This is a genomic window from Microbacterium sp. C-MGS6 (genome assembly GCF_058140415.1).
In genome coordinates this window covers 3,304,924-3,325,280 of the sequence record NZ_CM176934.1, presented here as the reverse complement: position 1 = coordinate 3,325,280, position 20,357 = coordinate 3,304,924, and the positions used below count along the sequence as shown (strand labels likewise).

The 20,357-nt window shown below is 70.7% G+C and carries 21 protein-coding genes and 1 tRNA gene; 11 read left to right on the top strand and 11 right to left on the bottom strand.

Features of this window, described 5'->3' with window-relative positions:
* Positions 1 to 26: 26 nt before the first annotated feature.
* Entirely contained in the window at positions 27 to 464 is a 438-nt protein-coding gene (locus AC3B5L_RS16425) for a hypothetical protein (protein ID WP_259952501.1), read from the bottom strand.
* A gap of 114 nt (positions 465 to 578) precedes the next feature.
* Here AC3B5L_RS16425 and AC3B5L_RS16420 point away from each other — a divergent pair, with 114 nt between their 5' ends.
* From AC3B5L_RS16420 to AC3B5L_RS16410, 3 genes are read left to right on the top strand one after another with little or no spacing between them, the layout of a single operon-like run.
* Positions 579 to 878 carry a phosphatase PAP2 family protein gene (locus tag AC3B5L_RS16420; RefSeq protein ID WP_259952715.1) on the top strand — a complete coding sequence of 100 codons (300 nt, stop codon included), beginning with the start codon at positions 579 to 581 and terminating at the stop codon, positions 876 to 878.
* Positions 879 to 918: 40 nt separating this feature from the next.
* Entirely contained in the window at positions 919 to 1,533 is a 615-nt protein-coding gene (locus tag AC3B5L_RS16415) for a DUF1684 domain-containing protein (RefSeq protein WP_259952500.1), read from the top strand.
* Entirely contained in the window at positions 1,530 to 2,090 is a 561-nt protein-coding gene (locus AC3B5L_RS16410; protein ID WP_259952491.1) for a dihydrofolate reductase family protein, read from the top strand. Before AC3B5L_RS16415 ends, AC3B5L_RS16410 begins: the two co-directional genes overlap by 4 nt.
* Before the next feature lie 25 nt (positions 2,091 to 2,115).
* Here the strand turns inward: AC3B5L_RS16410 and AC3B5L_RS16405 are convergent, their stop codons facing one another.
* Together AC3B5L_RS16405 and AC3B5L_RS16400 are read right to left on the bottom strand one after the other, a co-directional pair.
* Positions 2,116 to 4,146 (bottom strand): MMPL family transporter, encoded by a 2,031-nt coding sequence (locus AC3B5L_RS16405; protein ID WP_259952490.1) that lies wholly within the window; start codon positions 4,144 to 4,146, stop codon positions 2,116 to 2,118.
* A gap of 174 nt (positions 4,147 to 4,320) precedes the next feature.
* Positions 4,321 to 4,394: transfer RNA gene (locus tag AC3B5L_RS16400), tRNA-Gly, on the bottom strand.
* Positions 4,395 to 4,480: 86 nt separating this feature from the next.
* Between AC3B5L_RS16400 and dcd the strand changes: the two genes are divergently transcribed.
* On the top strand, positions 4,481 to 5,086 hold the full coding sequence (gene dcd / locus AC3B5L_RS16395; protein ID WP_025102697.1) for a dCTP deaminase: 606 nt from the start codon (positions 4,481 to 4,483) through the stop codon (positions 5,084 to 5,086).
* 1 nt (position 5,087) lies between these two features.
* Positions 5,088 to 5,561, top strand: a complete 474-nt coding sequence (locus tag AC3B5L_RS16390) for a hypothetical protein (protein ID WP_259952489.1) — start codon at positions 5,088 to 5,090, stop codon at positions 5,559 to 5,561.
* Here AC3B5L_RS16390 and AC3B5L_RS16385 read toward each other — a convergent pair.
* Positions 5,494 to 6,495: an alpha/beta hydrolase gene (locus tag AC3B5L_RS16385; protein ID WP_259952488.1), complete on the bottom strand. Its 1,002-nt coding sequence runs from the start codon at positions 6,493 to 6,495 to the stop codon at positions 5,494 to 5,496. The two genes, AC3B5L_RS16390 and AC3B5L_RS16385, sit on opposite strands and share 68 nt — an antisense overlap.
* 72 nt (positions 6,496 to 6,567) lie before the next feature.
* On the opposite strand from AC3B5L_RS16385, the gene AC3B5L_RS16380 reads away from it, so the two are divergent.
* Complete coding sequence (locus tag AC3B5L_RS16380; RefSeq protein ID WP_259952486.1) at positions 6,568 to 7,215, top strand: TetR family transcriptional regulator C-terminal domain-containing protein; 648 nt, start codon at positions 6,568 to 6,570, stop codon at positions 7,213 to 7,215.
* A 655-nt stretch (positions 7,216 to 7,870) separates the two neighbouring features.
* Here AC3B5L_RS16380 and AC3B5L_RS16375 read toward each other — a convergent pair.
* A complete protein-coding gene (locus AC3B5L_RS16375) occupies positions 7,871 to 8,656 on the bottom strand; it encodes a hypothetical protein (protein ID WP_259952484.1) in 786 nt (261 codons plus the stop codon).
* Positions 8,657 to 8,782: 126 nt separating this feature from the next.
* Between AC3B5L_RS16375 and AC3B5L_RS16370 the strand changes: the two genes are divergently transcribed.
* On the top strand, positions 8,783 to 9,340 hold the full coding sequence (locus AC3B5L_RS16370; protein ID WP_232089121.1) for a MarR family winged helix-turn-helix transcriptional regulator: 558 nt from the start codon (positions 8,783 to 8,785) through the stop codon (positions 9,338 to 9,340).
* 6 nt (positions 9,341 to 9,346) lie between these two features.
* Here the strand turns inward: AC3B5L_RS16370 and AC3B5L_RS16365 are convergent, their stop codons facing one another.
* From AC3B5L_RS16365 to AC3B5L_RS16345, 5 genes are all read right to left on the bottom strand, one after another.
* Positions 9,347 to 10,264 (bottom strand): cation diffusion facilitator family transporter, encoded by a 918-nt coding sequence (locus tag AC3B5L_RS16365; protein WP_187662667.1) that lies wholly within the window; start codon positions 10,262 to 10,264, stop codon positions 9,347 to 9,349.
* A 132-nt stretch (positions 10,265 to 10,396) separates the two neighbouring features.
* The gene (locus AC3B5L_RS16360) at positions 10,397 to 11,803 is read right to left on the bottom strand and encodes an MFS transporter (RefSeq protein ID WP_187662666.1); all 1,407 of its coding nucleotides are present in this window, start codon (positions 11,801 to 11,803) and stop codon (positions 10,397 to 10,399) included.
* Between the two features lie 70 nt (positions 11,804 to 11,873).
* Complete coding sequence (locus AC3B5L_RS16355; RefSeq protein WP_259952476.1) at positions 11,874 to 12,362, bottom strand: DUF3253 domain-containing protein; 489 nt, start codon at positions 12,360 to 12,362, stop codon at positions 11,874 to 11,876.
* Positions 12,363 to 12,425: 63 nt separating this feature from the next.
* A complete protein-coding gene (locus tag AC3B5L_RS16350) occupies positions 12,426 to 13,601 on the bottom strand; it encodes an exo-beta-N-acetylmuramidase NamZ family protein (RefSeq protein WP_259952474.1) in 1,176 nt (391 codons plus the stop codon).
* Positions 13,602 to 13,603: 2 nt separating this feature from the next.
* A complete protein-coding gene (locus AC3B5L_RS16345; protein ID WP_029989136.1) occupies positions 13,604 to 14,470 on the bottom strand; it encodes a MurR/RpiR family transcriptional regulator in 867 nt (288 codons plus the stop codon).
* A 137-nt stretch (positions 14,471 to 14,607) separates the two neighbouring features.
* Here AC3B5L_RS16345 and AC3B5L_RS16340 point away from each other — a divergent pair, with 137 nt between their 5' ends.
* Genes AC3B5L_RS16340 through AC3B5L_RS16325 form a run of 4 tightly spaced genes read left to right on the top strand, consistent with a single transcriptional unit; the run spans position 14,608 to position 18,817 of the window.
* Positions 14,608 to 15,891, top strand: a complete 1,284-nt coding sequence (locus tag AC3B5L_RS16340) for an ABC transporter substrate-binding protein (RefSeq protein WP_259962646.1) — start codon at positions 14,608 to 14,610, stop codon at positions 15,889 to 15,891.
* Between the two features lie 55 nt (positions 15,892 to 15,946).
* Positions 15,947 to 16,903 carry a carbohydrate ABC transporter permease gene (locus AC3B5L_RS16335; RefSeq protein WP_259955077.1) on the top strand — a complete coding sequence of 319 codons (957 nt, stop codon included), beginning with the start codon at positions 15,947 to 15,949 and terminating at the stop codon, positions 16,901 to 16,903.
* Positions 16,903 to 17,820, top strand: a complete 918-nt coding sequence (locus AC3B5L_RS16330; protein ID WP_259955078.1) for a carbohydrate ABC transporter permease — start codon at positions 16,903 to 16,905, stop codon at positions 17,818 to 17,820. The genes AC3B5L_RS16335 and AC3B5L_RS16330 overlap by 1 nt, the downstream gene beginning before the upstream one ends.
* Positions 17,821 to 17,839: 19 nt before the next feature.
* The gene (locus AC3B5L_RS16325) at positions 17,840 to 18,817 is read left to right on the top strand and encodes a serine hydrolase domain-containing protein (RefSeq protein WP_259955080.1); all 978 of its coding nucleotides are present in this window, start codon (positions 17,840 to 17,842) and stop codon (positions 18,815 to 18,817) included.
* A gap of 579 nt (positions 18,818 to 19,396) precedes the next feature.
* On the opposite strand, the gene AC3B5L_RS16320 is transcribed toward AC3B5L_RS16325, so the two are convergent.
* Positions 19,397 to 20,293, bottom strand: a complete 897-nt coding sequence (locus AC3B5L_RS16320) for an Lrp/AsnC family transcriptional regulator (RefSeq protein WP_187662664.1) — start codon at positions 20,291 to 20,293, stop codon at positions 19,397 to 19,399.
* Positions 20,294 to 20,357 lie beyond the last annotated feature (64 nt).

Sequence of the window (20,357 nt, the reverse complement as noted above, 5' to 3'; positions counted from 1 at the left end):
GCCAAGTGCGGGGGAAGGACGAGTAGCTACTCGGCGGGCACGAGAATCACCGTCTTGGTCGTGCCCAAGGCAGTGACTTCGAAGGACAGCTTGCCGTCCTCGTAGTTGAATGTCTTCGTGTCGTCCTGAGAAGCGAGAAGAGCGGAGGCAGTGGCCTCCTCGTCACGCGCAGACTCCCACGCGAAGTCGCCGGCCTCCGTAGGTGCCTCGTAGGTGCCGACCCAGTACACGGAGCGGGAGTCGTCCTCGTCATTGAACCAGTCCACCGAGATGGTGTCTTCGGTGATGGTCGCAATGTGGGATACGTTGTCACCCTCGGCCGTCCAGTCCCCCACCAGGTTGGCGGGTTGCGCCGGCTGTACCGAGCTGGCGTCCAAACCGGAAGACGCATCGGTCGTCGAGCACGCTGTAAGGACAAGTGCAGCGGAGACGAGAGCGGCGGCGGCGAATCTGCGAATGGTCATACCATTCCCCTTTCAGTTTGGCGCCTAGAGCCTATTGGACCGCGCATGCGGCGATGTTGGTGCACCCCCGTTCATTTCGTCCCTCTTCCGGAGGGCTAGCCCGGGCGTCCCTGCCTGCGCTGGCCGAGCGCCGGGGAATACCCGCCGGTCGGCGACTGGTCCCTCCCCTCGAACCATGCGACCCTCGCGTTCGGAGCGGCCGTCGTGATCGCCGTCGCCCTGGTGGGTGTGAATATGGTGTGGGCCGCGATCGCCCTCGCGGCGCTTGTCGCCGCGGGCCGGGTGCTGCAGGGAGTGCAGTATGTGCACGACATCGCACTGGGTGCGACGTTCGGGAGGGTCATCACGGGCGTCATCGTGCTCGCCGCGGTGGGCCTCGCCGCACGGCGTCAGCGTCGCGTGACGCGGAGCTGAGGGCATTCCGGGCGTCCGTCGTCCGGCGTACCGTGGGCGCATGACGAATGCGCAGACGGCCGTCGAGGTCGTCGACTGGCGGCGGCGGGTGTTCGCCCTGTACGAAGCGGTGCGACGGGCCGACTCCCCGGAGGAGGCGCACGAGCTGTGGCGGATCGAGCGCGACGAGCTGCTGCTGCGGCACCCGGCGACGCCCCTCCTTCCGGAGGACAGGGCACCGTTCGAGGGACTCCCGATAGCGCCGTACGACTCCGCCTGGCGGTTCGAGCTTCCGATCCTCGACACCGAACCGGCATCCTTCGAGTTCGCGACCGGGACCGACGGCGTCGTGCCGTTCGAGCGCGTCGGCGTCGTGGAGATCCCTGACGCCGGATCGCTCGACGTGTGGCGGCTCGCCTCCTACGGCGGCGGGCTGTTCGTGCCGGTGCGCGATGCCTCCGCCGGGCAGAGCGGGGGGACGTACGGCGGCGGGCGCTACCTCATCGACACGATCAAGGGTGCCGACCTCGGGGCCGACCCACGCCGCGGCACGATCGTGCTCGACTTCAACTTCGCGTACAACCCGTCGTGCGCCTACGACCCGGCGTGGGCGTGCCCGCTAGCGCCACCCGGCAACGTGCTGACGGTGCCGATTCCGGTTGGAGAGCTCCGATGAGGCCGCTGCGGTACGCGATCAACGTGACACTCGACGGCTGCTGCCATCACGAGGCGGGGCTCCCGCCGGATGAGGAGTCGATGCGCTTCTGGACCGCGGAGCTGGAGCGCGCCGACGCCCTGCTCTACGGCCGGGTGACGTACGACATGATGCGGGCCGCGTGGCGGCGTCCGGAATCCGGGGTCTGGCCGGACTGGATGGAGGAATGGGAGACACCCTTCGCCGAGGTCATCGATGGCATGCCGAAGCACGTGGTGTCGTCGACGCTCGATGCCGTCGACTGGAACGCGGAACTCGTGCGCGGCGACCTCGCCGAGGCCGTGCGGCGGCTGAAGGTGCAGCCGGGGGAGGGCCTGTCGGTCGGCGGGGTGGCCCTGCCCGCGACCCTCGCGGACCTCGGGTTGATCGACGAGTACGTGTTCGTGGTGCATCCGGTCGTCGCGGGGCACGGCCCTCGGCTGCTCGACGGCGTGCACGAGCGTCTTCGGCTCGAACTCGTGGAGCGGCGGGAGTTCCGCTCCGGTGCCGTCATGCAGCGGTATCGTCCGGTGGCCTGAGCGGGTGCACCGGTCTCCACCGTGATCACCTCGCGTCAGCGACGCGTCCGGAGGCAGGTCGCCCCGGCCACCAGATGCGGTCGCCGACGAGCGCGAAGAGTGCCGGCACGACCACGGTCCTGACCACCAGGGTGTCGACGATCACGCCCACGCCGACGATCAGCCCGAGTTGCCCGAGGGTCACCAGCGGCAGGACGCCGAGCGCTGCGAACACGGCGGCGAGGACGATGCCGGCGCTCGTGATCACGCTGCCGGTGTGTGCGACGGCTTCGACCATGCCCACCCGCGTGCCCCGCAGCGCCGCTTCGGTCCGCGCACGGTGGACGAGGAAGATCGTGTAGTCGATGCCGAGGGCGACCAGGAACAGGAAGGCCAGCAGCGGCACCGGGAGATCGAGCGCGTGCTGTCCGAACAGCACGCGACTGAGCCAGGCCCCGGCGCCGATGGCGGCTACGGCGCTCGCCACATTGACGGCGAGCAGCAGCAGCGGGGCGACGAACGACCGCAGCAGGAACACGAGCACCAGGAAGCTCACCGCCAGGACGAGAGGCACCACGACGCCGAGGTCCGCGACGTTTCCGGCACGGGCGTCGAGATCTGTCGCCACCGCGCCGCCGACGACCGCCTCGGCCCCCGGGACAGCGTGCACGGCATCGCGGAGTCCGGTGATCTGGGCGAGGCTCTCCTCGGTGCTGGGCGCATACTCGCTGGTCACCAGGATCTCCGTGAGCTTCTCATCGTCCGTCGTCCCGACAGGAGTGGCGCGGACGATGCCCTCCACGTCGCGCGCCGCAGTGAGGACGGCTTCGGCTTCGCCGCTGTCCGTGACGATGAGGATCGGCTGCGCCTCTCCTGCCGGGAAGTGGTTCGAGAGCACCTCGAGACCCGTCGCGGACTCGGACGGGACCCGGAACTTGTCGACCTGGTCGAGCCCGACGGTCGTCCCGACGAGGCCGATCGTCATCACGGCCAGCAGGGCCGCACCCCCGAGGAGGCTCCCGACCGGCCGGCTCACGACGCGCGTCGCGATCGTCCGCCACACCCCGCCGCGCCGTGCGGCAGCTCCGGGACGAGGGACGAACGGCCAGAACACGTTCCGTCCGCACACCGCCAGCAGGGGAGGCAGCAGGAAGAGGACGGACGCCAGGGCGACCAGCAGGCCGATCGCGGAGGAGACGCCGAGCCCGTGCGTGCCGGGGATCACCGCGAGGACGAGCGTCAAGAGTGCGAGGACGACGGTGAGGTTCGAGGCGAGGATCGCCGGAGCGGTCCGCCGCCACGCGGTGCTGAGCGCCCGGCGATGGCTTGTGGTGGTGGCGAGCTCTTCCCGGTACCTCGAGATCAGGAGGAGGGCGTAGTTGGTCCCGGCGCCGAAGACGAGGACGCTGATGATCCCGGCGTCGAACTGCAGGTCCCACGCGGAACCGGCAGCCGCGGTCAGGCGGCCGGCGAGTCCGTCGGCCAGACCGACGGCGGCGAGCGGCAGCAGCCACAGCACCGGTGACCGGTACGTGACGATGAGGAGTACCGCGACGATCAGGATGGTCACGAGCAGCAGGGTGAAGTCGGCCCCTTCGAAGGAGGCGGCGATATCGGCGCCGAACGCCGGGCCCCCGGTCACGAGCAGGGTCATCCCATCCGGGGCGTGCTCGTCGATGTCGGCGCGGAGCGCCGAGATCACGGCGGCGGTGTCGGTGCTCGTCTGACCGACCGCGATCGGCGTCACCAGAACTGCGGCCTTCTCGTCCTCGCTCACGAGAGGCCCGGTCGGATCCGCGTCCGCGTGCGTGCCGAGCACCGGGAGGAGACTTTCGAGGGCGTCGACGTCCTGTGCCGAGAGCGTCGCGCCGTCGTTGCGCGACGCGACCACGATCACGGACTGGCGATCCGCGTTCGGGAACTCGGCCAGCAGGGCGCTCGCTCGCGCCGACTCCGATCCCGCGGGGGCCTGCTCGTTGCCGGCCGGGGCCTTCGCCGACCCGAACAGGCCGAAGAGAGCCGTCATGATCAGGAGGACCACGCCGAGCATGATCCATGCGCCGCCACGGGAGGTCATCCACTCGGGAAAGCGCCGAAGAGCGCGAGAATGTGCCATACCTGTCACTCCACCAGGAGCGTCGTGCGGCGACATCGTCAAGACGATGGAGGGAAGTCTCCCTCTTTCGATGGATGCCGGCCGGTCAGCGAGGGGGACGCCGAACCGGTCGCGTCGAGGCGAGGATCAGAGATGTGGAGGGGCTGACGGGAATCGAACCCGCGCTGTCTGCTTGGGAAGCAGAAGTTCTACCATTGAACTACAGCCCCGTACCCGCCCGAGAGCAGGTGGAGCAAGCCTACCTGTCGCAGGCCGGATGGCCAAAGCGCGGGTCGCTCGTGACTAGGCTTGTGCCGTGCTTCTCAGCGATCGCGATATCAGAGCAGAACTCGCCTCCGGCCGCGTCGGCCTGGAACCGCATGCGCCGGAGATGATCCAGCCGTCGAGCATCGATGTGCGGCTGGACCGCTACTTCCGCCTGTTCGACAACCACAAGTACCCGTTCATCGATCCCTCGGTCGATCAGCCCGAGCTCACACGGCTGATCGAGGTCGACCCGGACGAGCCCTTCATCCTGCACCCCGGCGAGTTCGCGCTGGGGGCCACGTTCGAGCAGGTCACCCTGCCGGACGACATCGCCGCGCGGCTGGAGGGCAAGTCCTCTCTCGGCCGCCTCGGGCTCATCACCCACTCGACCGCCGGTTTCATCGACCCGGGTTTCTCCGGGCATGTGACCCTGGAGCTCGCGAACGTGGCGACGCTGCCGATCAAGCTGTGGCCCGGCATGAAGATCGGCCAGCTCTGCTTCTTCCGGCTCACCTCGCCGGCGGAGAACCCGTACGGCTCCGGCCCCTACGGCAACCGCTACCAGGGCCAGCGAGGACCGACGGCGTCCCGCTCCTTCCAGAACTTCCACCGCACGGACGTGGGTGTGACCGACATCGGAGCCGTCGGAGGCTGACATGAGCGACGCGAGCGGGACCACCCCCGACGAGCCTAGGGCGCCGTACGAGGCAGTGCCGCCGGACGCTGCGGGACCGGAGATCGCTCCCGCCGATGCGGTGATCCCGTCCGCCGATGACGTGATCCCGCCCCCGCCACCGGAGACGCCGATTCCGGAGGGGCTGCTGGCGGCGCCGGACGCCGAAGGAGATGTGCTTCCGGCCCCGACCCGTCGCTCGGAACGATCCCGTCCGACGCCCGCGATCCTCCAGGGTGAGCAGCCCGCGGCGGCCGCCGAGGACTGGGCGCAGCGGTCGATCGCCCCGGAGGTCCCCGAGACCGGGAGCTACCGGGTGCTCGCCGTCGTGGTCTTCGTCGTGCTGTTCCTGCTGCTCGCGGCGGCCGTGGTGACGCTCGTGGTGCTGATCACCACTGTCGGGCTGCCGTTCGCGGCGGCCGGCCCGGACGCGGGCTTCCTGCCGATCCGGGTGTAGCGCTGCGGAGGGCGGCGGCCCGGTCTGCCGGTGCGGCGTCGGTGGCTGCCCGTCCCGTCGCGGTGCCGAGCGCATCGACGGCGTCGAGCCCTCCGGTCACGAGGGCGACCACCGCATCGAGGGTCGGGTCCGCCGACAGCACTTTCGTATGGCCGAGACCCACGGTGCGGACGAGGCGGGAGCGGCCGCGGTGGGCGGCGTGCAGCCTGAGGGTGTCCTGGTCGGTCATCCGGCGGTCACCCCGATCGTGCACGAGGAGCAGGGCGGTGCCGGCGGGCAGAGGATCCGCGGCCGCATCGTATCGCTCGGCGGCGGAGGCGGAATCGAGGCCGAGTCGGCGGTGGAAGCGGGTGCGGAGCCGTTCCGCGGTGGCGGGGTCGAGGCGGAGGTCGTGCGCGAACTGGGCGAGGAAAGCCTCGGGAGCCGCGGCACCGGCGACGACGGCGACGGTGGGGACCGGGCCGGACGTCCGGGCGACGGTCAGTGCCGCGAGACCCCCGAAGGAGTGGCCGATGAGGGCGGAGAAGGGGCCGTGGGTGTGTTCCAGCTCCTGCGCGGCCTCGACCCAGTCGCGGATGTCGGTCCTCCGCCCACCGGAGGAGCCGTGGGCCGGAGCGTCGAAGGCGACGACCCGGAGCCCCTCGGCGACGAGCTCCCGCACGAGTGGCGCGAACTGCGAGGCGCGGCCACGCCAGCCGTGCAGCAGCAGCACGGTGCGCGGACCCCCGCCCCACGTGTAGGTCGTGACGGGGATGTCGCGCACGAGGATGCTCCCGCGGCGGGCGGCCTCATGGGTCGCGGCGTCGGTGGCACGCACGCCCATCCGCGGACGGGTGGAGAAGAACAGTCCGTATGCGAGGTCGCCGGCGAGGCGGGGAGTGACACGTCCCACAGCGGGGAGGGTGCGGACGAGGAGGGTGGACGCGGACGGCATGGGGGCTCCTTCACCGAACTATACGAACGATCATCCGTATAGTAGGCGAACGATCGTTCGTATACTAGGGCTATGACGGACACGGTGATGCAGGACGGTCGGCGGGCGCGGGGCGACGCCTCCCGCCGCATCGTGCTGGAGAGTGCGACCGACCTCGCCTCCGTCGAGGGGTTGGACGGCGTGACGATCGGGCGCCTCGCCGCGGCCTCGGGGTCGAGCAAGAGCAGCATCGCGACGCTGTTCCAGAGCAAGGAGGGCCTGCAGCTCGCGACGGTCGCCGCCGCTCGGGACATCTTCGTCGCGCGGATCATCGAGCCTGCCCGCGCCCAGCCGAGAGGAGCGCATCGCCTGGCCGCGCTCCTCCACAATGCCTTGGTCTACTCGAAGGACCGCGTCTTCACGGGCGGCTGCTTCTTCGCGGCGACTGCGGCGGACGTCGACTCCAAGCCCGGCCCCGTGAGCGATGCCGTGCGGGCAGCCCTCGTCGACTGGTACGGGTACATCGAGGCCCAGCTGCGGTTCGCCGCGGCGGAGGGCGAGGTCGACGCGGCCGACGTCGAGGTCCTGGCGTTCGAGCTCGTCGCCCTCAATGAGCAGGCCAACGCGCGGTCGCTCCTCCTGCGGAGCGACAAGCCGTACGGGCTCGCGGCGGCCGCCATGCGCGCACGCCTCCGTGACGCCGGTGCCCCCGACACCGCCCTCGCCCTCCTCGCCCTCTAGCCCCATCCCGCGGCCGGGGCCCCATTCCCCCTGCGGGATCACGAACGCCCCGCAATCCCGCTTCGAAGGGCCGTTTCTGAACCCGTCCGACCGTCGGTCTGCCCCCTTCGCGTGCGGGATGAGAATCGGGCCCCGAGATCCGTCGGAAGGGGCGTTTCTGATCCCCGTTCGACGGTCGGGCCCTGCCGTCTTGCGTGCGGGGTGAGAAATGGGCCGCGAGGCGCGACGGAGGGGCCGTTCCTGATCCACGCACGTGCCTTCCCTGTACTTGTCGCCTCGGGTCCTTGCGCATGCACCGGGCGCCTCGTCCCCGCCCCTCCCGCGCCGCCTGCCTGGATCACCGGGCGGGGTCGAGAACGTGCCGCTGAGGCGTTCGGGAGGGGCGATTCTGATCTCGTCCGGGGAGGGGTGCTCGCGTCGCCGAGGTGTGGGATCAAGAATGTGCCCCGGAACGGCTTGGGAGGCGCGACTCTGATCCCGTCTCGGCTCAGGGCGCTTCGCCCGCGTCCTCACCTCGGGTCGCACTGGGGTGCGGGTGGGGGATCGGGAAAGTGCCGCGGGGGCGCTCGGGAGGCGCGGAAGTGATCCCGGTTCCGGTTTCGCGAAGCGCAAAGCGCCTCACCCGGGAGTCGGGTGAGGCGCTTGAGGGGGACGGTCAGGCGGCGTGGCCGCGGCGGAATCCGGCGTCGAAGCCGCGCTCGAATGCGCGCTCCGCCATCCGCTGCGCCCGATGGCCGTGGCCGTGGCCGTGGCCGTGGCCGCGATGCGCGTGACCGTGATCGCGGTGTGCGTGACCGTCGTGGTGACCGCGTCCGCGGTACCCGCCGTCCTCCTCGCCATCGTGACGGTCGAAGCCGTGCCGGGGCTCGAAGTCCCCGTGTCCGAAGCCGTGCCCGGCACCGAAGCCGCGCCGGGGCTCGAAGTCCCCGGGTCCGAAGCCGTGTCCGGGTCCGAAGCCGTGCCCGTGCCCGTGCCGGCGGCCGAAGCCGTGCCGGGGGCCGAAGCCGAACCCGGGACGCCGCTTCCGGGGGAGAGGAGTCTCCTCGTCCCAGTCGAAGGCGCGAGCGATCTTCTCGAGTGCGGCGAGGGTCGTCGCCATCTCCTCGTCGGAGACGGCGCCGGCGACCTTCGCGCGGATGCTGTCGACGGCGGCGCCGAGGCGTTCCTTCGCCGCGCGGCCTTCCCCAGTGAGTGTCCACCCGTCGCCGTCCGCTTCGACCCAGCCGCGGTCGACGAGGTCGTGCAGCTTGTGCGGGTTCAGCGGGCGGCGCGAGGGCGCCGAGCCGTCGACGACGTTCAGCAACCGCCAGTCGCGACGGGTCGCGCCCTCCGCGGCGAAGGCGGTGGCGAATTCCTGGGCCATCAGGCGATCCACGGCCTTGAGCCAGTAGCCGAACGGACGGGAGCTGTTGTCAGAGGTGTTGTCTGTCGTGGTGTTCATGGTGATCCTTCATGGTCTGTGGTGCACCGATGACGGATGTCATCCGACATATCAATGTCAGTGTGCATGTGCATGCAGTGTGACATGGATGGGAGACGCATGTCAAGCTGCATGTAAAATCGGGGCATGGCCACCGATCCGATCGACCCCGCGTCCCCCGACGCCGCCGAAGCGATCGCGCAGGCGCTCTCCCGACTGCGCGGACGCCGCCCCGGACCCGGCGGTCGCGAGCACGGCGGGCCGCACGGTGCACACGGTCACGGCCCTCACGGCGACCCGCACGAGCACTTCGCTCACCATCGTGGTCACCCGGGGATGCCGCCCTGGATGGCCGACGGCGGCCGCCTCGGCGGACCGGCCCGTCTCCGCATGCTCGAGGCGCTCGCCGCCGCGCCGGAGCCCCTGAGCGTGAGCGCGCTCGGGCAGGCGATCGGCGTGGATCAGCCGCGGGCGTCCCGGCTCGTGCAGCAGGGCGTGCAGGCCGGGTTCGTGCGGCGCGAGGCCGATCCGGACGACGCCCGCCGCACCCGCATCGCGTTGACCGAGGAGGGCCGGCGGCTCGCCCGCGGGATGCGGGGGGAACGCCGCGAGATGCTCGGCCGCGCGCTGGAGTCCTTCACCGAGGAGGAGCGCACCGAGCTCGCGCGGCTGCTCACCAAGCTCGCCGACAACTGGCGCGCCTGACCGGCCTCACACCCGAGCGAAATCCAGCGAGGTCTCGTCGTCCACCGAAAGCGACAGCACGACGGTCTCGACAGCATCGTGGGCCTCGATCCGCCGCTCCACCTCCCGCAGCCGCCGGGCCACGTCGTGCTCGCGCGCATCGCCCGCGAGGTCGACCTCGGCGACGAGGAACAGGCGATTCGGCCCCACGTACTCGATGTGCAGGTAGGTGACCCGCTCGATCTCGTCCATGCCGAGGAGGGCCGTGCCCACCCGCGAGCGCAGTGCGGGGGACACCGACGTGCCCACGAGGAACGCGATGTTCCGCCCGATCAGGATCACGGCGACGACGCCGAGCAGGATCCCGACGAGGATCGACCCGATCGCATCCCACGCGGCGACGCCGGTGAGCTGGTGCAGGAGGATCGATCCGCCCGCCAGCACGAGGCCGATGAGGGCGGCGGAGTCCTCGAAGAACACCGCCCGGAGCGTGGTGTCGCTCGTCTCGAGCACGAAGTCCCACGTGGAGGACCCGCGTTCCTTGGCCAGCCGACGGGAGCGGACCATCGCCTGCGTGAACGACGCCCCCTCCAGCACGAAGGCGATGCCCAGCACGACATAGGCGACGACCGGGCTCTCCACGGGGCCGGTGTCGGACAACTCCTGGATCCCGTGCATGATCGACACGATCGAACCGGCGGTGAAGATGCCGAACGCGGCGATGAGAGACCAGACGAACGCGTTGCGGCCGTAGCCGAGCGGATGCCGGGCGTCCTTGGTCTTCGCGCCGCGCCGGTCGGCGATGAGCAGGAAGATCTCGTTCCCCGCGTCGGCCCAGGAGTGCGCGGCCTCCGCGACCATCGACGCGGACGAGGTGATGACGGCGGCGACCGTCTTCGCGATCGCGACGAGGATGTTGGCGAGGAAGGCGAGGACGACGGTCACCGGGTCAGGCTACTCCCGCCGGCCCCGCTCTTTCGCCGGGCACAGCTTCGGAGCCCCGCCGCGACTCGCCGCCGTCAGGGCCCGACGGCCGGCGTGTCGGCTCCGAGGTCCGAAGTCGTGCACGGAGCGGACTCAGCGCGGTGCCTTCACGGGCAGCAGGAGGAGGAACCCGATGATGAGCACGATGACGATGCCGAGGATGCCGTAGGCGGTCTGACTCGTGGCGACGATCAGCACGGTCCAGGCGGCCGAGGCCATCCAGCTCGCCGCCCTGCCCGTCGTGGCGTAGAGGCCGAAGATCTCGCCTTCCCGTCCGGCCGGTGTGACGCGGGCGAGGAAGGACCGTGCCGCTGCCTGCGCCGGTCCCACGAAGGCGCAGAGCACGAGGCCGCCGATCCAGAACACGAGGGACCCGGCGTCGCGCAGCAGGAACACCGCGAGTCCGGCGACGATCATCGACCCGATCGAGCCGAGGATGATCCGCTTGGGGCCGAGGCGGTCGTCGAGGCGTCCGGCGATGATGGTCGAGACACCGGCGACGAGGTTCGCGGCGATGCCGAAGACGATGATGTCCTGGGTGCCGAACCGGAACACCGCGGTGCCGATGATGGCGCCGAACGCGAAGACGCCGCCGAGACCGTCGCGGAACACGGCGCTGGCGAGCAGGTACCAGAACGTCGACCGGGTCTGCGGGTCGCGGTAGAGGCCGATCACGTCCTGCACGAGCACGGCGTACGAACGGAAGAACCCGACCTTGCGCTCCGGCCGCCCGAGGGACGGCTCCGGCACGTTGAGGAAGATCGGGATGCTGAAGACGATCGCCCAGACGGCGCATCCCACCGCGATGAGCCGGTACGCGAGGCCGTTGTCGGTGGACATCCCGAACCAGTCGAAGGTGTCCAGCAGGACGACGATGACGAGGGCGATGATGCCGCCGAGGTAGCCGAAGCCCCAGCCGAGTCCGGAGATGCGGCCGACGTTCTTCGGGTTCGCGATGCCGATGAGCATGGCGTTGGAGTTCACCGCGGCGATCTCGCCGAACACGGAGCCGGCGGAGATCAGCGCGACGCCGAGCCAGAACAGGGCCGGCTGCGGCTCCACGAACCACAGCCCCAGCATGCAGAGGATGAGGGCGCCGGTGCCGATGCCCAGCCAGAGCTTCTGTCGTCCGGCCGCATCCGCGCGCTGACCGAGGACGGGGGCGAGCAGGAGGATGCCGAGGGCGGCGATCGTCGAACCCAGTCCGAGACCGGAGGCGAGGTCAGCCTCCGCGGCGACGCGGACCGGGTCGCTCGGGTCGAGGGCGGCGACCTCCGGCGGCAGGAATGAGGCGCTGACGAGGTACAGCGCGGTGAAGACGAACGTGAGGATGACGGTGTTGAACGGCTGCGTCGCCCAATCCCACAGCGCCCAGGAGTACACCTGTTTGCGGGGTGCGGGGGTGTCTCCGCGCAGTTCGAGTCCGACGACGGCAACGGCGCCGCTGTTCGCTGTCGCCACGGGCTCGGGGGCGCCCGCGGCGGGATCGGGTGAGGTCATGCTCGAAGTCTGGCCGCGGACGGTGAACGCCCGGTGACGGCGCGCCGTCGGCGTCGGGCGACCGGGGCGTTCAGAGGGCGGGGCCGCGGCGGATCCGGACGGGGCCCCGGGCGTCGGCGATGCTCACCTGCTCGCCCTTCTGCGTGACCACGACCACCTCGCGGGACGCCAGGTCGGCGGCGACGCGGCGCACGTCGGGCATCCGGTCGCGCCACTCCGCGCCGCCGACCGCGCGGGCGACGTCGCTCGGGCAGATCGACGAGTCCGCGCGTTTCCGGGTGAGGGCGCGCATCGTCGCGGCGATCCGCTCCTCGGCCTGCGCCGCGGAGGGCTCCTCCCACCACGGGGCACCCCGCTCGCCGAGGGCGGTCTTCGCATCCTGCACGCGACGGCGGGCGTCGGGCTCCGCCGCCTTGACCGCGCGCCGTGCGGCCATGAGCTCGTCGACGAGCTCCTGCCGCAGGTTCTCGGGGATCGACGGATCGGTGGCGCGCCACCGACGGCCGTTCACGACGATGTGGTGTCCGTCCGCGGTGGGCGCGGGGCCGTCGTCCGTCATACCGGCTATCCTGCGCGGCGGCCGCGGGCGCCGCCATCCCCTTGACGTCCGCGCGGCTGCCGGTCAGCGGTAGAGGAGGTCGGCGTCGACGAGCCCCGGCCAGTCCGGCACCGCGAGCGACTCCGGTTCGTCCCACTCGCCCGCCGTGATCCGGCGGAAGGCGCCCTCGACCCCGAAAAGCTTCTCCAGCGGGGACCAGTCGGACTCCCCGGGCATCGGCACCAGCGCCCGCTCGGCCAGGGCCTCGGGGTAGAGGGTGGCGAGCAGGGACAGCAGGCGGACGCCGGTGTGCACCGGCCGGAAGGCGACCGGGTCGGTCACGTGCAGGAGGAGTCCCTGGCAGGCCTCGCCGGCGTGATCCCGCACCAGAGGGGTGAAGCCGTAGGGGGAGGCGGTGACGCCGGGAAGGGCGAGCTCGACGAACGCGGTCGTGTACTCCTCGGCGTCGATGAACGGGGCGCCGACGACGCGGAAGGGCACGGCCGTGCTGCGACCCTCGGAGACGTTCACGCCCTCGGCCAGACACGTGCCGGGGTACAGGAGGGCGGTCGCGGCGCTGGGCAGGTTCGGCGAGGGCGGCATCCAGGTCAGCTCCTGCCGGCCGAGGGCGGTCTGATCGCGCGTCCAGCCCTGCACCTCGACGACGTGCAGCTCCACGTCGATCCCGCGCGTGCGCACCCAGTGCCGCGCGAGCTCGCCGATCGTCAGACCATGGCGGACGGGCATCGTCCACCGTCCGACGAGCGAGTTCGCCGCCTCGTCGAGCATCGGGCCCTCGGCCTGCTCCAGGCGTCCGCCGAGCGGATTCGGGCGGTCGAGCACCATCACGGCGACGCCCGCGTCGGCGCACGCCTCGAGCACATGGCTCATCGTCCAGATGTACGTGTAGAAACGCGCACCCACGTCGGGAAGGTCGACGAGCACGACGTCGAGGTCGGCGAGGTCGGCGGCCGCGGGACGCACGTCCGCGCCGTAGAGGCTGCGCACCGGGAGCCCGGTCAGCGTGTCCCGCAGATCCCCGATCAGCTCTCCCTCCCTGGCCCGGCCGTCCAGGCCGTGCTCGGGGCCGAAGAGGAGCGTGAGCGGGAAGCCGGCGTCGGCGAGGCCTGCGCGTCCACGGGCGAGGGTCGAGGTGAGGGCCAGGTCGTTCGTGACCATCCCGAGGCGGGCGCCCCGGAGGCGGTCCCGCTGCGGCTGCGTCAGGTCGTCGTGGAGGAGGCGGTCGATTCCGAGCTGCATGATCAATCGATTCTGTGAGCGGTGACGGCGTCGTGCGTGCGCTGGAGGTTCGCGGAGATCCGGTCGTAGTCGGCCTGGGCGATGCGCGTGTAGAGGAAGTCGAGGACGGCGAGCTGGGCGATGCGGCTGGCCATCGCGCCGGAGCGGAAGGTCGACTCCGACACCGCCGTGACGAGGGTGTGCGCGCACGCGCGGGCGAGCGGCGAGCGCGGGTTGTTGGTGATGGCGATGGTGGTGGCGCCGGCGGCGGCGGCCACCTCGGCCGCCTGCACGATCTCCAGGGTGCGGCCGGAGTGCGAGATGGCGATCGCGGCGTCCCGATCGTCCAGGAGCGCGGCGCCGGTGAGAGCGAGGTGGTGGTCGGTCCGCGCCTGGGCGACGAGGCCGGCGCGATGGAGCTTCTGCTCGAGGTCCTGCGCGGCGAGTCCGCTGGAGGCCGCGCCGTAGATGTCGATGCGACGCGCGCCGCGGACCACGGCGACGCACCGCTCCAGCTCGGCGATGTCGAGCTGGCGGGCGGTGCGCTCGATGGCCTCGGCCTCCGCGAAGGCGATCTTGCGCACCGTGGTCGCGGCGTCGTCGTGACGGCTCACATCGCCGGCGGACACCTGGAAGCGCTCGCGCTCGGACGCGCTCCGCGTGAGCTCTCCGGCCAGGGCGATCCGCAGGTCGGGGTACCCGGGGAACCCGAGGCTGCGGGTGAAGCGGGCGACGCTGGCGACCGACACCCCGCACTCCTCGGCGAGTCGGGTGATGGAGTTCTCCAGGACCGCCTGCGGTTCGGCGAGCACGCGTTCGGCGATGCGGCGTTCCGTGGGGGTGAGCGCGGAGAGGCGCTGATGGATGGCTGTCACGACACTGTTCGGCACGAGCCCATGATGGCAGGTCGGGTGCACACTCGGTAGGAATTTTCAGAAACGCTTGCATTTTTGTAAGAGATTGCCCACAGTGGCAGTGTCGGCATCGTCCCCGTGCCGCGACGAAGACGTCACCCGAGAGGAACACCATGCGAAACCGCCCCGTCCGCCTCGCTCTCACCGGAGGGATCCTGGTCGCCGGACTCGCCGTCGCCGGCTGCGCGCCCGCAGCCTCGAGCGGCGAAGGCCAGGATGATGTCACCCTGACCATTTGGTCCTGGCAGGCCTCGTCGTCCCCGAAGTGGGAGGCCGTCTTCGACGCCTACGAAGAGTCCCACCCCGGCGTCACCATCGAGTTCGAGGGCTTCCAGCCCACCGAGTACAACCAGATCCTCGCCACCGGCCTCGAGGGCAGCGACGGTCCGGACATCGCGATGCTGCGCGCCTATGGCGGGGTGCAGTCGGCGATCCAGTCGGAGCAGATCGTGCCGATCGACGACATCGTCGACGGTCTCGACCAGTTCGACCCCACGGTCCTGCGCGCGGCCCAGGGCAAGGACGACGGCAAGACCTACGGCGTCCCCTTCGCGTACCAGACCATGCAGATGTTCTACAACAAGACCATGTTCGACGAGATGGGCCTCGAGGAGCCCACCGACTGGGACGAGTTCATCGAGCTGCAGGAGACCCTCCTCGAGGAGGGCGTCACCCCCATGGCGCTCGGCGCCCGCGAGGACTGGGTCCTGCCGATGTTCCACGACATCGTCGGGTCGGCGCACTACGGCGGTGCGGACTTCGAGGAGAAGGTGCTCGCCGGCGACGTCGACTTCACCGACCCCGCCTACGTGTCCTCTCTGCAGATCGTGCAGGACATGCAGAAGTACCTCGACAAGAACGTCAACGCGATCGCCGTCGCCGACGCCGTCCTGCAGTTCACCTCGGGCCAGGCCGCGCAGTGGCCCGGCGGCTCGTTCGACCTGCCCACGTTCCAGAGCTCCGCGCCCGACACCGAGTGGGGCGTCTACGAGGTCCCGCCGTCCCCCGACAGCGCGCTCGACCACGCGGTCACCCCGGGCTACGCGGACGGCAGCTTCGGCATCAACGCGGCCAGCGAGAACCAGGAGGCGGCCACCGAGCTGCTCAACTGGATGACGACGAAGGAGTTCGGCCAGCTCGTCGCCGACGAGGTCGACCAGTTCTCCGCGCTCCCCGGGGTGGAGTACTCCGACCCGCTCATGAAGGAGATGAACGAGCAGTACACCGCCAACCCGGCTCCGTACCTGCTGCTCGTCGACTTCCGTTACGGCGACCCGACCGGCACCGCGGTGCTCGGCCCGGACATCCAGGCCATGTTCCTCGGTCAGAAGACCCCGGAGCAGCTGGGTGCCGACCTGCAGTCGGGCATCTCCACCTGGTTCACCCCCTCCTCCTGATCCGAGCGTGGTGGGGCGCCGCATCCGGCGCCCCACCACGAGCGAAGGACCCCCCATGGCTCTGACCCTCCCCGTGCGCCCGCCGAAGAGCCGGCGCCCCCGCACCGGCATCGCGCTGTCGACGCCGACGGCCGCGCTGCTCGTGCTCCCGGCCGCCGTGCTCTTCGCGGTGCTGATCCTCTACCCGATGCTCGCCGCGCTCAGCTACTCGTTCTTCGACTGGCAGGGCACCAAGCAGGGTGGATTCGCCGGTATCGGCAACTACCTCACGCTCCTCACCAAGGAGCCCTACGCCTCCGAGATGTGGAACGCGTTCGGCCACAACCTGCTGCTCTTCGCCGGCGCCCTGGCCTTCCAGAACTCGCTCGGCCTCGGCATCGCCACCCTGCTGCACCGCCGCAAGCGCACCAAGCGGTTCTTCCAGACGATCTTCGCCCTGCCCTACCTCGTGAGCCCGATGGTCATCGGCTACCTGTGGTCGCTGATGCTGTCGCCGCTGTTCGGCCCGGTGAACGCGATCCTCCGCGGCGTCGGCCTGGAGAGCCTCGCGCTGCCATGGCTCGGCGATCCGCAGCTCGCGATCTGGGTCATCGTGCTGGTCAGCGCCTGGCAGTGGATCGGATTCCCGATCCTGCTGTACGGCGCCGCCCTCGGCGGCATCCCCGAGGAGATCGAGGAGGCGGCGTCGCTCGACGGCGCCACGGCCGCGAAGCGGTTCCGCTACATCACCCTGCCCATGCTCACCCCGACGATCGGCATCATCACCGTGCTCACCTTCATCGGCAGCATGGAGGCGATGGCCATCCCGTTCGCGCTCGCCGGGTCGAACGGCGCTCCCGCCGGCTCCACCGACGTGATGATGCTGCTCTTCTACCGCACCGCGTTCGAGTCCGGGAACCCGAACTCCATCGGGGTCTCCTCGGCCCTCGCGACCGTCCTGTTCATCTTCATCATGGTCATCTCCGTCGTCATCACGACGACGATGCGCCGCGCCGAACGAAAGCTGTTCTGATGAGCACCGCCCTCGACACCCGTCAGGAGCCGACCACCGAGGCGATCGTCTCCGGCCGGCCCTCCGCCCCGCGGCGCCGCTCCCGTCGCACGAACGACACCCCGTTCGTGGGCCGCCTCCTCGCCAACGTGTTCCTGTGGGGATACGCGCTGGTCGCGATCGGTCCGCTGCTGCTCATGGTCAACAACTCCCTGCGCACGCAGCAGCAGATCGCCACCGAGCCGCTCGGACTTCCCGTCCCCCCGACGTTCACGAGCTTCCAGAACGCGTGGATCACCGCCTCGTTCGACACGTACTTCATCAACTCGATCACCGTCACGGTCGGGTCGGTCATCGTGACGACGGTCGTCTCGGTGCTCGCCGCCTACGCCTTCGCGCGGGCCAGGGCGAAGTTCTTCCGCGGGATCGAGGCCGTGTTCCTCTCGGGCCTCATGCTGCCGGTGCACCTGGCGATCCTGCCGCTGTTCTATCTGCTCGACGCGCTCAAGATGACCAGCAACGTCTTCAGCCTCATCCTCGTCTACGGCGCCCTCGGCATCCCGTTCACCACCTTCGTGCTGACGGTGTTCTTCCGGGCACTGCCGATCGAGCTGGAGGAGGCCGCGCGCATCGACGGCGCCGGACCGCTGCGCACGTTCCTGCAGATCCTGCTGCCGCTCGTGCGCCCGGCGCTCGCGACGGTGATCGTCTTCCGGTTCGTGCCGGTCTGGAACGACTTCTTCTACCCGCTGATCCTGCTGCGCGACCGCGACTCGTACACGCTCCCCGTGGGCCTGACCCGGTTCTTCGGGGAGTACTCGACCGATTGGCCGCAGCTGTTCGCCGGACTCACGATCGCCACCATCCCGCTCGTGGTGCTGTTCCTGCTGGCGACGAAGCAGATCATCAACGGCCTCACCTCCGGCATGAGCAAGTGACGGCCGCGGGCGGATCGTGGTGAACGGAGCCCCGGGCTCGGCGTGGGCGTCGGTGCGGGCGGTCGCCGGGGGAGCGGAAGAGCTGCAGCTCCTCGGGTCGCCGGCGCACGACGACCCCGCTCCGCTCACCGCCGCGCACCTGTTCGATCTCGCATCGCTGACGAAGGTCTTCACCGCGATCGCCGCCCTGCGGCTCGTCGACGCGGGGGTGCTCGACCTCGATGAGCCCGTCGAGCGCGTCCTCACGGTGGGCAGTGGCGCTGGAGCGGAGCGCATCACCCTCCGACACCTCCTCACCCACACCTCCGGGCTGCCGGCGGAGGGGCGCGAGTGGCGGGAGGGCGTGCGCGGGGACGAGTTGCGTGCCCGCGTGCGGGGTCGGGCGCTCGGTGCCGAGCCGGGCGCTCGCCACCTGTATTCCGACGTCGGGTACATCACGGCCGGAGACTGTCTGGAACGGGTCTCCGGGCGGCCGCTCGCGGCGCTCTGGGCGGAGGTGGCCACGGGGATCGGCGCCGCGTCGCTGACCATGGCTCCGGAGCGGGAGCGTGCGGTCGCCACGGAGACGCAGCCGCATCGCGGGAACGTGCGCGGTGAGGTGCACGACGAGCTCGCCCACGCGCTCGGCCGTCCCGCCGGCCACGCGGGACTGTTCGGCACGGTGGCGGATGTCGCCGCTCTCGCCCGTCTCCTGCGCGATGAAGGCGAGGGGCCGCACGGGCGCGTGCTGTCACGGGAGTCGTTCCGCGGGATGACGACCCCGTCGATCCAGGCCGACGCCGGCTACGGCCAGGCGATCGGTCTGCGCGTGCGCGATGCCGCGTGGATGGGTGACCTCGATGCGGTCGGCCACACCGGTTTCACCGGCACGTGCTTCGCGGTCGTCCCCGAGACCGGTGGCTACGGCGTGCTGCTCCTCAACCGCGTGCATCCCACGCGCGAGGACGCCGGCGTCGCCGCCGTCCGCCGTGCCTTCCTCGCCCCCCTCGCCCCCTGACCCCCCGCCCCGCCCCTTCCCGGTCTCGCCCCGGTCTCACCCCGGTCCCGCCCCGGTCCCGCCCGGTCCCGCCCCGGTGCCGCCCCGTCCCGCCCCGGTGCTGCCCCTCGATCCCGGGATCGACAAGGCCCCTCCCCGCACCTTCCGACGCCCTTTATTCATCCCGCACCGAGAACCCCTCCCGGTGGGAGTGCAGAAACGTGCCCGGGACGCGAGCGGGAGGCGCGTTTTCGATCCCGGGATCGGGGGCGGATGGGCCGTGCGCGATGGGGAAGGCGGAGGGGAGCTGAGTTGGAGATGGCTGAGGTCGGTCCCGCCGCGCCACCTGCGGGATCGATAAGGCCCCTCACCGCGCCTCCCGACGCCCGTTTTCCATCCCGCACCGAGAATCCCTCCCGGTGGAAGTGCGGAGGGCGCCGGATCAAAAAGGGTCCTCCACGCGCCTCCCGAGGCTCCGTTTTCATCCCGCGTGGGGGACACCCCGCGGTGGGTGTGCAGAAACGTGCGGGGGATGGGGGAAAGAGGCGCGGTTTTGATCCCGGGCGGGACCGGGCGGGAAGGGGAAGGGACGGGGCGGGGTCAGTCCGTCCGGAGGGGGCGGAGGGTGCGGGCGTAGTCCTCCTTGAGCACCGCGAGGTGCAGCCACGCCTCGATCCGGGTCACGCCGGGGAGGGCGCGCAGCCGCTCGAGACTTGCGTACAGGGCTCCGGCGGAGGGCTCGACGAGGGTCGCGACGGCGTCGAACCGACCGAGCGTCCGCGCGGCGAAGTCGACGCCGCGCCCCCGCCGCAGTTCGTCGATCACGGCCTCGTCGTCGTCTCCGAGCGTCATGCCCACGCCCATCGAGAGCTGTCGATGCGCGAGCCCGCGGGCCTCCACGGCGCTGATCTTGATGACCCCGGCGTCGATGAGGCGCTGCACCCGGGTGGCGACAGCACTGGGGGAGAGTCGCACCTGCTCGCCGAGGGCACGGAAGCTCATCCGTCCGTCGGTCTGCAGGAGTTCGATGAGAGCCTCGTCGATCCCGTCGAGCGTCACCCCGCCGTGGTACTCCGAGACGAAGAACCCCTTGATCACGGTCGAGTAGATGATGGTGTTGATGTCGAGCACCCCGGCGCTCCCGCGGATGCGCGCGAGCAGGTCGTGGAGCTCCGACATCGACCCCACCCGCACCTCCGTGACGATGTCGTGCGCGCCGCCGACCGCCGACACCAGGACGGTCTCGGACATGTCGCGCAGGTGCTCGGCGACCACCTCGACGGCGCCGTCGGTCCGGATCGACACGTGTGCGAGGACGTGCTGGCCGAGGAACACCGGGTCGACGGCCGCGACCACTCGCACCGTGCGGTCGCCGAGCAGGGTGCGCAGGCGTGCCGCCACGATGGCGCGGGACTGGCCGACGCGCTCGGCGAGGGAGAGGATGCTGGCGCGGCCGTCTTCCTGCAGCGCCCGGATGAGTTCCGCGTCGAAGTCCATGTCCGATCCGATTCCGTCGATTTCCCCGCAGTGCACGGTCGTCCGTGCAGAACCTCAGCGTAGA

Coding starts and splice junctions, on each gene's coding strand:
- AC3B5L_RS16425 (WP_259952501.1), bottom strand. CDS start 464: ATGACCATTCGCAGATTCGCCGCCGCCGCTCTCGTCTCCGCTGCACTT.
- AC3B5L_RS16415 (WP_259952500.1), top strand. CDS start 919: ATGACGAATGCGCAGACGGCCGTCGAGGTCGTCGACTGGCGGCGGCGG.
- AC3B5L_RS16410 (WP_259952491.1), top strand. CDS start 1,530: ATGAGGCCGCTGCGGTACGCGATCAACGTGACACTCGACGGCTGCTGC.
- AC3B5L_RS16405 (WP_259952490.1), bottom strand. CDS start 4,146: ATGACCTCCCGTGGCGGCGCATGGATCATGCTCGGCGTGGTCCTCCTG.
- AC3B5L_RS16390 (WP_259952489.1), top strand. CDS start 5,088: ATGAGCGACGCGAGCGGGACCACCCCCGACGAGCCTAGGGCGCCGTAC.
- AC3B5L_RS16385 (WP_259952488.1), bottom strand. CDS start 6,495: ATGCCGTCCGCGTCCACCCTCCTCGTCCGCACCCTCCCCGCTGTGGGA.
- AC3B5L_RS16380 (WP_259952486.1), top strand. CDS start 6,568: ATGACGGACACGGTGATGCAGGACGGTCGGCGGGCGCGGGGCGACGCC.
- AC3B5L_RS16375 (WP_259952484.1), bottom strand. CDS start 8,656: ATGAACACCACGACAGACAACACCTCTGACAACAGCTCCCGTCCGTTC.
- AC3B5L_RS16370 (WP_232089121.1), top strand. CDS start 8,783: ATGGCCACCGATCCGATCGACCCCGCGTCCCCCGACGCCGCCGAAGCG.
- AC3B5L_RS16360 (WP_187662666.1), bottom strand. CDS start 11,803: ATGACCTCACCCGATCCCGCCGCGGGCGCCCCCGAGCCCGTGGCGACA.
- AC3B5L_RS16355 (WP_259952476.1), bottom strand. CDS start 12,362: ATGACGGACGACGGCCCCGCGCCCACCGCGGACGGACACCACATCGTC.
- AC3B5L_RS16350 (WP_259952474.1), bottom strand. CDS start 13,601: ATGCAGCTCGGAATCGACCGCCTCCTCCACGACGACCTGACGCAGCCG.
- AC3B5L_RS16340 (WP_259962646.1), top strand. CDS start 14,608: ATGCGAAACCGCCCCGTCCGCCTCGCTCTCACCGGAGGGATCCTGGTC.
- AC3B5L_RS16335 (WP_259955077.1), top strand. CDS start 15,947: ATGGCTCTGACCCTCCCCGTGCGCCCGCCGAAGAGCCGGCGCCCCCGC.
- AC3B5L_RS16330 (WP_259955078.1), top strand. CDS start 16,903: ATGAGCACCGCCCTCGACACCCGTCAGGAGCCGACCACCGAGGCGATC.
- AC3B5L_RS16320 (WP_187662664.1), bottom strand. CDS start 20,293: ATGGACTTCGACGCGGAACTCATCCGGGCGCTGCAGGAAGACGGCCGC.